The sequence below is a fragment of the Candidatus Krumholzibacteriia bacterium genome, assembly GCA_035649275.1.
In the GTDB taxonomy this organism is placed as follows: Bacteria; Krumholzibacteriota; Krumholzibacteriia.
The window spans coordinates 1-9528 of sequence record DASRJW010000148.1 but is presented as its reverse complement, the minus strand read 5'-3'; the positions used below and the strand labels follow the sequence as shown (position 1 = coordinate 9528).

The window sequence follows — 9528 nt, the reverse complement described above, 5'->3', positions numbered from 1 at the left end:
ATGCATTCGGCGTGATCGTGAAGCCTTGCGTTCCGCCGCAGTTGACCGCCACCGCTCCCGAAGGACTGATGCTGCCGCCGGCTCCCGCCGTTGCCGTGATCGTGTAACTATCGACGGCGAAGCTCGCCGCGATCGTGTGGCTCGCCGCCACGTTCGTGAAGGTGTAGCTGGTCACCGCACCCACCGAAACTCCGTCCACCAAGACATCGGCGATCCGGTTGCATGCATTCGGCGTGATCGTGAAGCCTTGCGTTCCGCCGCAGTTGACCGCCACCGCTCCCGAAGGACTGATGCTGCCGCCGGCTCCCGCCGTTGCCGTGATCGTGTACGTGTCGACGGCAAAGCTCGCCGCGATCGTGTGGCTCGCCGTCACGTTCGTGAAGGTGTAGCTCGCCACCGCGCCCACCGAAACTCCGTCCACCAAGACATCGGCGATGTGATGGCAGGTGTCCGGTGTGATCGTGAACCCTTGCGTCCCGCCGCAGTTGACCGCTACCGCTCCCGAAGGGCTGACGCTGCCACCGGCTCCCGCCGTTGCCGTGATCGTGTAGCTGTCGACGGCGAAGCTCGCCGCGATCGTGTGGCTCGCCGTCACGTTCGTGAAGGTGTAGCTCGCCACCGCACCCACCGAAACTCCGTCCACCAAGACATCGGCGATGTGATGGCAGGCGTCCGGCGTGATCGTGAAGGCTTGCGTTCCGCCGGAGGCGACCGGCACGGCGCCGCTCGGAGTGATCGACCCACCCGCCCCCGCGGACGCTGTGATGGTGAAGGAGCTGTCGTAGCGCTGACCTTGTACCGAGGTATCGCTGTGATCCGTCCCTGCAGATCCCGCACTCTCCCAGACGACCACGAACTTGCCGAAGCCGTCGGTGGCCATGGTCGGGAACGATTGCACCCCGGTCGTGAAGGTGTTGACCTGTGTTTCACCGTCGAGGGGGTTCCCGTCGGCAGCGTACCGCTGGAACTGGATCGAGGTGGAGCTGTTGTCGGTGCCCAACGAGCCCACGCTGTTCCAACCAATGATGAAACTCCCCGACGGCTCCACGACGACACAAGGCGAGCTCTGATTGTTCAAGATGAAGGTGTTGGCCTGGAACTGGCTGCCCAGCGCGGTGCCATTGGCGGCGTAACGCCTCCCATGGACGGAATACATGCTGTTGTCCGAGCCCTGGGAGCTGTTGCTTTCCCACGCCGCCACGAAGTTGCCCGAGCCGTCGTAGGCCACGGCAGACTTGTTTTGCGTGCTCACCGTGTGGGTGTTGACCTGGAACTGGCCACCGACGGGGCTGCCGTCGGTTGCATAGCGCTGCCCTTGAATGGAGGTGTCGCTGATGTCGTTCCCCACCGACCCCAAGCTGGTCCACACGATGATGAAGTTGCCCGCGGCATCGGCTGCGATGGCTGGGCGTTGTTGATCGGAGAGGAAGTAGGTGTTGACCTGGAACTCGCCACCCAAGGGGGTGCCGTTGGCGGCATAGCGTTGCCCCTGGATGGAGGTGGAGCTGTTGTCGGTACCCGACGAACCCGTGCTTTCCCAGGTGACGACGAAGTTGCCCGCCGGGTCGCAGGCAATCGAAGGCCGCCATTGTGTATTCGTCTCGAAGGTGTTGACTTGGAATTGGCTGCCGAGTGGGGTGCCGTCGGCGACGAAGCGTTGCCCCTGAACGGAGGAGGAGCTGTTGTCGGAACCCGGTGATCCCGTGCTCGTCCACACAACCACGAAGTTGCCTGCCGCGTCGGCAGCGACGGCAGGGTCGGTCTGGTTGTTGGAAATGTACGTGTTGACCTGGAACTGGCTGCCGAGGGGGCTGCCGTCGGGCGCGTAGCGCTGTCCCTGCACCGAGTACACGCTGTTGTCGTTGCCCGGGGAGCCGACGCTTTCCCACACGACGACGAAGTGGCCCGACGCCTGGGCGGCGACGATCGGCCTCCCCTGGGGGGCCGGCGTGAAGGTGTTGATCTGGAACTCGGAGCCGAGCGGCACGAGCGCCTGGCCGGCAACGGCGGCAAGGACAAGGAGGACGCCGAGCACGGTCGCAACCGCTCTCGGCGCACCGCGCCCATCCCGCCCAGAGGTGGAACGCGGCAGGGTAGGTAGGACCACGGATCCCCCGCTGCTTCTACAGGTTAGGCTCGCCGGAGAGGCGCTGACTCGTTCAGGATATCACGATCCAGCGTTTCCTTGTAAGCAATTGTGCAGAAACGGAGTAGGGGCGAGCGTGGGCTACGCCCGGCGCAGCGGCGGAGGTAGGATGGGCGCCCGCACCCCCGGATTCCGAGCCAACACATCCTCGTAGTAGGCGCGGAGCAGCTCGCCCACGGCGGCGGCCGCGGCCGGGCAGCCCCGCGGCCAGTGCGGCGGGTTGCCCCAGCTCTTCTCCGACACCTGCCCAAGGCAGTCGTCGAGGAGGTGGCGCTGCACCGGGTCGAGGAGCCGAGCGGCCTCGGTCCGACCGGACTCGCCGCGACACTTCACCAGCGCCGCGATGTACGCCCCCAGCAACCACACCCAGGCTGTGCCCTGGTGCGCCGCCCGGGCGCGTTCGGCCTCGTTGCCGTCGTAGGAAGGCCGGAACATCGGATGCGCCGGATCGAGGGTGCGCAGGCCGAGCGGCGTGAGCAGCTTCTCCCCCACCACGCGGAGGACGCTGGAGGAATCGTCGCTGTTGAGGAGCGGGAACGGCAGGCTCACCGCCAGGATCTGGTTGGGCCGGATCGACGCGTCCGAGCCCGTCGCGGTCACCACGTCCTGTAGACAACCCAGCTCCCGGTTCCAGAAGGAATCGTGGAAACTGGCTTCGACCTGCTCGGCCCGGCGGGCGAAGCGGGCCATGTCGTTGGGGATGGAGAACCGCTCGGCCAAGCGCTCCATCACCTTCAGGGCGTTGTACCAGAGCGCGTTCACCTCGACGGGCTTGCCATCCCTGCGCGTCACCGGTTGGTCGCCGACGCGGGCATCCATCCAGGTGAGGGCGATCCCTGGTTCACCGCACTGCAGGAGGCCGTCGCGGTCGAGGCGGACGCCGAAGCGCGTGCCCTCCTGGAAGTAGCGCATCACCTCGAGGAGAGGAATGCGCAGCTCGGTGCGCACGAAGTCGAAGTCACCGGTGTACTGCAAGTACTTGAACACGGCGACGAAGAACCAGAGCGTCGCGTCGATGCTGCCGTATTCGGCACGGCCGCCGTCGGCGAAACGCCGCGGGAGCAGGCCGCGTTGCAACGAGCGCGAGTAGGCCCGCAGGATGGCCTTGGCGTCGCGGTGGCGGCCCGTGACCAACAGCAAGCCGGGCATGGCGATGAGGGTCTCGCGCACGTGGTCGGTGAAGTACGGATAGCCCGAGATGAGCGCCGGCACGTCGCGTTCCCGCCGCACCACGAACTGATCGGCGGCGAGCATGAGCCGGCGGGCGAAAGGAGACTCGTCCGGTGACTTCGCCATCACCTGCGCCAGGCGGATCACCTCGCGCTCCTCGGACCAATTGGGCGCGTGCGTCTCCGGCGGGTGCAGGGTGCAAGCGATGGTCAGCGACTCGCCCATGCGCAGATCGAGCTCGTAGTAGCCGTAGCTCCACAGGTCTTCGCTGTAGTCGAGACCACGGTAGCGATCCTGCGGGTACTCGACGCTCTTGTACCAGTCCGGGCCCTCGACGAAACCCGCCTCGTTGCAGACGAGATAGACCGGTTCCCACTCTGGATAGGGCGAGCAGCGCACCACCGAGCCGCGCTCGCCCACGGTGCGGCTGCCGAAGCCACTCTGGATGCGCTCGTTGCGCTCACCGAGCTGATGCGCCTCGCGGAAGGCGAAAAGCGGGCGGACGCGCAGCTTCAGCGTCTCGATCGGGCCGGTGTCGCCGGCGGCGGTGGCCGGAGACTGGTTCGCTTCCCCAACGGCGCCCTCGTCGTCGCCCGCCGCCTCCCTGGAGGCATCGGGCCGCTTCAAACCGTCAGGGCGGCGCTTCGCCAGGGGCTGCATGCGGTAGGTGACGACGACCGTGTTCTCACCGTGCACGAGCACGACGTGCTTCTCGAGTCTCCAGCGGTGACCGGCGAAGACGAAGTTCGGAAACGGATAGAGACGGAAGCTGCTGGAAAGCTCGAACCCACGCGGGTGCACGACGCCGGGATAGAAGGTCGTGTCCAGGGAGCGCGTGGCGCCCGGGATAACGACGGTTTCCTCCATCTTCGACAGCACCACCCGCCGGCCGCCGAGGCCGCGCACCGCTGCCACCAGGAGGCCGTGCTCGCGGCGCGTGTTGAGGCCCACCACGGTGGACATGGCATAGCCGCCGATGCCGTTGGTCACCAACCATTCCTTCTTCGAGGCTCGCCCGAGGTCGTGGCATTCTTCCTCGCCGATGCGGATTTGCACGGGGACGAAGTGGGCGCGGCTGATGCGCTGTTGCGGCGGCGGGGCGAAACGCATGGCGCCGCTGCCCAGGGCGCGTTCGTGGGCCGACGGCTGGGCGATGTTGCCGGACGGCGTGCGGCCGGCCGCCGATGTTGCCGCCAGCTCCGTAGCTTTGTCGCGTGGTTCCGCCATGCTCTCGCTTCCTGGTCAGCGGTCCGCCTGGAGTCGCTCGCGCAGCCAGCCGATCGTGGTGCGCGTGGCCTCGTCGAAGGCCGGCGTGCTGCCCTCCCAGGGGTGGACCACGCCGAAAGTGTGGCCGGTACCCGGGACTTGGTGCAGCTCCGCCCGCCCTCCGGCCGCGGCTTGCAACTCGCGGGCCTCCTGCGCGGGGACCGAGAGATCCTCGCTTCCATGCACCAGGAGGAGGGGGATCTGGAGCTGCCGCACCGCTTCCACCAGGTCGAAACGCTCCCGGTGGGCTTCCAGGTCGGCGACGTAGCTGCTGTCGATGCGCATGCGCTGCATCGTCCGCATGTTGAGGAACTCCATGGAACCCTTGCGCTTCCACTCCTCCAGCTCGCGCTCGGAATAGCGCCAGAGTGTGGAAACACCGGCCCAGCTCACGACCGCAGCCAGTCGCGGGTCCTCACGAGCGCGCAGGATGGCGACGGCGCCGCCGCGGGAATGGCCGACGACCGCAAGCCGCCGGAGGTCCAGACGTCCAGAACCGAGGCGGCGGGCATGCAGGGCATCGAGAACGCCGCCCAGGTCGTCGATCTGCTGCGAGATCGTGTCGCGAGCGAAGGCCTCGAAATCGGTGAAGGTGAGCAGGTCCGGCCCCACACCGGCGCCGGAGAAGTTGAAGAGGACGGTGGCGAAGCCGGCCTGCGCCAGCCGCTGGCCCAACTCGGGGAAGAATCCCCAGTTCTTGAACCCTTTGAAACCGTGGCAGACGACCACGACGGGCCAGGGGCCGCTGCCCTCCGGCTCCAGGCAATCGCCGCGCAATGACTTTCCGTGCTGACTGGGGATCTCGAAGGAAACGCTACCCACCGGTCCTCCGGACGCCCAGCGGTCATTCCTCACACCGCGCTCGAAGGGCAGACGTCGTGCAACACACAGTCCCCGCACCGAGGGCGGCGCGCCACGCACACCCGGCGTCCATGCTCGATGAAGAGGTGAGCCAGGTTCGTCCACTTCTCGCGCGGCACGACCTCCATGAGGTCGGTTTCGATCTTGTTCGGGTCCTTCTGGGCTGTCAAGAACATGAGGTTGGCGAGACGCGTGACGTGGGTATCCACCACCAGCCCGGGGATCCCGAAGGCGTTGCCCAGGACAACATTGGCGGTCTTGCGCCCGATCCCTGGCAGCGCCACCAGGCTTTCCAGATCCGCCGGCACCTGGCCACCGTGGCGCAGCAGGAGCTCCCGCGCGCAGGCGATGATGTTGCGCGCCTTGTTGTGGTAGAAACCCGTGCTCCGGATCATCTCCTCGAGCTCGCCCAGATCCGCCTCGGCGAAGGCGCGGGCGTCGGGGTAGCGGGCGAAGAGCGCCGGGGTCACCATGTTCACCCGCGCATCGGTGCACTGGGCCGAAAGAATGGTGGCGATGAGGAGCTGCAGCGGGTTCTCGTGGCCGAGCGAGCACTTTGCCTGCGGATAGAGCTGCTCGAGGCGCTCGAGGATCGTCGCCATGCGGTGCCGAAGCGCCGCCGGCGACTCGGCCCAACGCCGCTCGGGAGCACGCTTCCCTGCCGTCGCCCGCCTCGGAGCGCTTGCCTTCGCCACGGCGGTCTTTGCCCTCTTGGCCCGCTTCACCACCGTGGCACGCTTCACCGCCGCGGCCCGCTTCACCTCCGTGGCTCGCTTCACCGCTGTGGCACGCTTCGGCGCCGGAGCTCGCTTTCGTCCGCGGATCGTTTTCTTCACGCCGCGCCCGCCTCCGCGCGGGACCGCCGCTCCCGCAAGTGCGTGGCCAGGCGCTCCGTGTCCCAGGTGTTGAGCACGTGGTGCTTTTCCAACCAGCCACGCCGGGCGAGACCGACGCCGTACTCGACATTGCGCAGGGCGCGCACTTTGTGGGCGTCGGGATCCACGCACAGCATGGCGCCGTGGTCACGAGCGAGGCGGATCATCGTCCCGTCCGGGTCCATGCGCTTGGGCTGGCCGTTGATCTCCACCGCCACGCCATGGCGGGCTGCGGCCTCGAAGATCGCCCCCAGGTCCAGGTCCATCCCCGGTTCGTCGAAGAGCATCCGGCTGGTCGGGTGCCCGAGGATCGTGGTCCAGGGATTCTGCACCGCCCGCAGGACCCGGCGCGTCTGGGTGTCGCGGTCGAGGTGGAACTCGGCGTGCACGGAAGCGATGATGAAGTCGAAGCGCCCCAGGATTTCGGGTGGGTAGTCGAGAGAGCCATCGGGCAGGATGTCGCATTCGATGCCGCGGAAGATTCGGATCGGACCCGCGTCCAGACGCCCGATCGCTTCGATCTGTTCGAGCGCTTTGGCCGCGCTCATCCCGAAGGCACCGGCGCTCTGGCTGTGATCGCTGATGCCGACGTAGTCCCAGCCCAACTCCGAGGCGGCGCGCACCATGTCCTCCAGGGTATCCCTGCCATCGCTGTAGGTGGTGTGGGCGTGGAAGGCGCCGCGAAGATCCACGAGCTCCAGGAGGCGGGCGGGGAGGGTGCCGCTTTCCGCCGCCTCGATCTCGCCGGTGTCCTCCCGCATCTCCGGGGGCACGAAGTGCAAACCGAGGGCAGCGAAGATGGCTGCCTCGTCGGCGCAAGGGATCAGGTCGGTGCCGCGGAAGAGACCGTACTCGTTGATCTTGATGCCCATGCGCACAGCGCGGCCACGCATGGCGATGTTGTGCGCCTTGCTGCCGGTGAAGTGGTGCAGGGCGTAGGGGAACTGGGTGTCGGAGACGACCCGCAGGTCCATCTGCAGACCGCTCGGGTGCAGGATGCTCGTCTTCGTCGGCCCGCTGCTGAGCACACGTTCCACCCAAGGCCCGCTCGCGAACACCTGGCTCACGGCGTCGGGATCGCTCGTGCTGACGACGATGTCCACGTCGTGGACGACGTCCTTGCGGCGCCGCAGGCTGCCGGCGATCTCCAGGCGCTGCACCGCCGGGTGCTGGCGGAGCGCCTCGATGGCAGCCTGTGCCTGTTCCGCCGCCACGCTCCAGAAGTAGCGCGCCTGGTTGCGCCGGACGAGGGCGATGCCCCGCAAGATGTTCTCTTGCGTCTTCTCGCCGAAGCCACGGGTGTCGAGGAGGCGGTTCTCGCGGCACGCCCGCTCCAGCGCCTCCACGGAGGCGATTTCCAAGCTGTCGAAGAGAAGCTTCACCTTCTTGGGGCCGAGGCCGGGGACTTGCAACATCTCGAGCAGCCCGGGCGGCACCTTCGATTTCAGCTCGTCGTGATAGTCGAGCCGGCCGGTGCGGGCCAGCGTGGCCACACGGTCAGCGATTCCCTTGCCGATGCCGCGCACATTCTCCAGCTCGCCGCTCTGTACCAACGCCGGCAGGTCTTCGGCAAGACCGGGCAGGAGCCGCGCGGCGTTGTCGTAGGCGCGCACCTTGAATGGGTTCTCGCCGAGGATCTCGAGGAGGGCCGCGATCTCTTGCAGCACCGTGGCGATCTGCTCCGCCGGCATGACGTCCGCAGGGCCGAGGGCTTCCGGCGGCGGCCCGGGTGCTTTCTTGGCTCGCGAGGTCCGGCCGCGGCGCTCCGTTGCTGCGGGTGTTGAAGCCGAAGTCTCGGGCGCCTTCGGCGGGGCCGGTGCTTTCTTCGCTGCCGGTGCTTTCTTCGCGGCCGGTGCTTTCTTCGCGGCCGGTGCTTTCTTCGCTGCCGGTGCTTTCTTCGCTGCCGGAGCTTTCTTCGCGACCGGCGCCTTCTTAGTGCCCGGCGCCTGCATCGCACCCGAAGCCTTGGCGGGAGCCTTCGACGCGCTCCGTGGCTTCGTGGCGCCCGTTTGCTTCCTGCGCATCATCGTTCGCTTCTCCCCGGCGCCTTGGACCCTACGGCCCAGCGGGGTGGAATGCAATCACCGCCACGAACGCGGCGAGTGGGTGGCCAGCCCTCTGCCACTCCCACGACGCGCCAGCTCATGCTTCTCTCTTGGTTGTTCCGCCTCGTTCCTGCCCCTTATCCTGGGGGCCCATGAGCACCGAGACGGCGACCCCCGCCGCACCCTTGGAGTTCCAGGTCGAGGCGGAGCAGTGCATCGGCTGCGGCGCCTGCAGCGCATCCTACCCGGCGCTCTTCGCGATGAACGGTGACAAAGCAGTCGTCCGCGCCCAGGCCGCTCCCGACTCGGTGCGCCCGCGGGCGGTCCTGCTCTGCTGTCCCGTCGATGCCATCACCCTCGCCGGCGGCGCCGGCTTCCCCGCCGCCGAGACGATCACGAGCCTGCCGGTCGTCGAGGGCTGGGAAGCGCAGTGGAAGGCGCAGAAAGAAGAACCAGAGGAGTTGGCCGAAAGGGAACGCCGCTACGGCAGGGTGCTGCGTCTCACGCCTCTCCCGGACGGCTGGCGGCTGCATGTCGAGCTCCCACGCGGGCTCCCCCACCATCCGCTCTTCTCCATGCATGGCATCCCGCGCGAGCCTCCAGAGTACGGTTGCAGTGTGGAGAGGCTCGGGCCCCGCTCGCTTTCGATCCTTGCCTGGCTGCAAGACCCCAAGCTGCGTTTCCTCGCCGGCAAGACCAACTCGTTCCCGGTTTCCTTCCGGGCGGACTACTACTTCCCTGCCGCCATCGGGACGAGCTACCGCCGGCTCGGCAGCGGGGGCATCGACGTCTATACCTTCAAGGAAGGTGTGGCGGACCCACGCGCCGCCCTGCGACAGGCGATGGAATCCCGCGCTGCGGAGTGAGAGCGTCACTCGGTCAGCAAGTACTCCATCGTGGTCACGACGCGCACCTTCTTCTCCACCTGGCTCTGTTCCGAGACCGCCTGGGATTCGTCCCGCGGCAAAATCTGGAAGAGCCCTTGCGTGGCGCGGTGGATGCCGCCGATGCGACTCCTCGAGTCGGCGGCGAACTGCTCGGCACTCTCACGGGCGTTGCGGGTCGCCGCGGCGATCATGTCCGGTTTGATCTCGTTCAGCTTGGTGAACACGAACACCGGGCCGCCGAGGTCGTTGAGCACGACGCCGCGGCGCACGAGCTCGCC

General features: G+C 67.4%; 7 protein-coding genes. 1 reads left to right on the top strand and 6 read right to left on the bottom strand.

Annotated elements, in window-relative coordinates; all coding sequences use genetic code 11:
- The 5 genes from VFE28_16645 to polX all read right to left on the bottom strand — a co-directional run.
- The coding region (locus tag VFE28_16645; protein HZM17625.1) for a hypothetical protein at positions 1-2035 on the bottom strand (2035 nt) is incomplete at its 3' end.
- A 192-nt stretch (positions 2036-2227) separates the two neighbouring features.
- Positions 2228-4543, bottom strand: coding sequence for an amylo-alpha-1,6-glucosidase (locus VFE28_16640; protein ID HZM17624.1), 2316 nt, complete (start codon positions 4541-4543; stop codon positions 2228-2230).
- 15 nt (positions 4544-4558) lie between these two features.
- A complete protein-coding gene (locus VFE28_16635; protein ID HZM17623.1) occupies positions 4559-5404 on the bottom strand; it encodes an alpha/beta fold hydrolase in 846 nt (281 codons plus the stop codon).
- Between the two features lie 29 nt (positions 5405-5433).
- On the bottom strand, positions 5434-6279 hold the full coding sequence (gene nth, locus VFE28_16630) for an endonuclease III (GenBank protein ID HZM17622.1): 846 nt from the start codon (positions 6277-6279) through the stop codon (positions 5434-5436).
- Positions 6276-8345 (bottom strand): DNA polymerase/3'-5' exonuclease PolX, encoded by a 2070-nt coding sequence (gene polX, locus VFE28_16625; protein ID HZM17621.1) that lies wholly within the window; start codon positions 8343-8345, stop codon positions 6276-6278. Before polX ends, nth begins: the two co-directional genes overlap by 4 nt.
- Positions 8346-8515: 170 nt before the next feature.
- On the opposite strand from polX, the gene VFE28_16620 reads away from it, so the two are divergent.
- The gene (locus VFE28_16620; GenBank protein HZM17620.1) at positions 8516-9229 is read left to right on the top strand and encodes a ferredoxin; all 714 of its coding nucleotides are present in this window, start codon (positions 8516-8518) and stop codon (positions 9227-9229) included.
- Positions 9230-9234: 5 nt separating this feature from the next.
- Here the strand turns inward: VFE28_16620 and VFE28_16615 are convergent.
- Positions 9235-9528, bottom strand: a 294-nt coding sequence (locus VFE28_16615) for an SIMPL domain-containing protein (GenBank protein ID HZM17619.1), incomplete at its 5' end; no start/stop codon positions are given.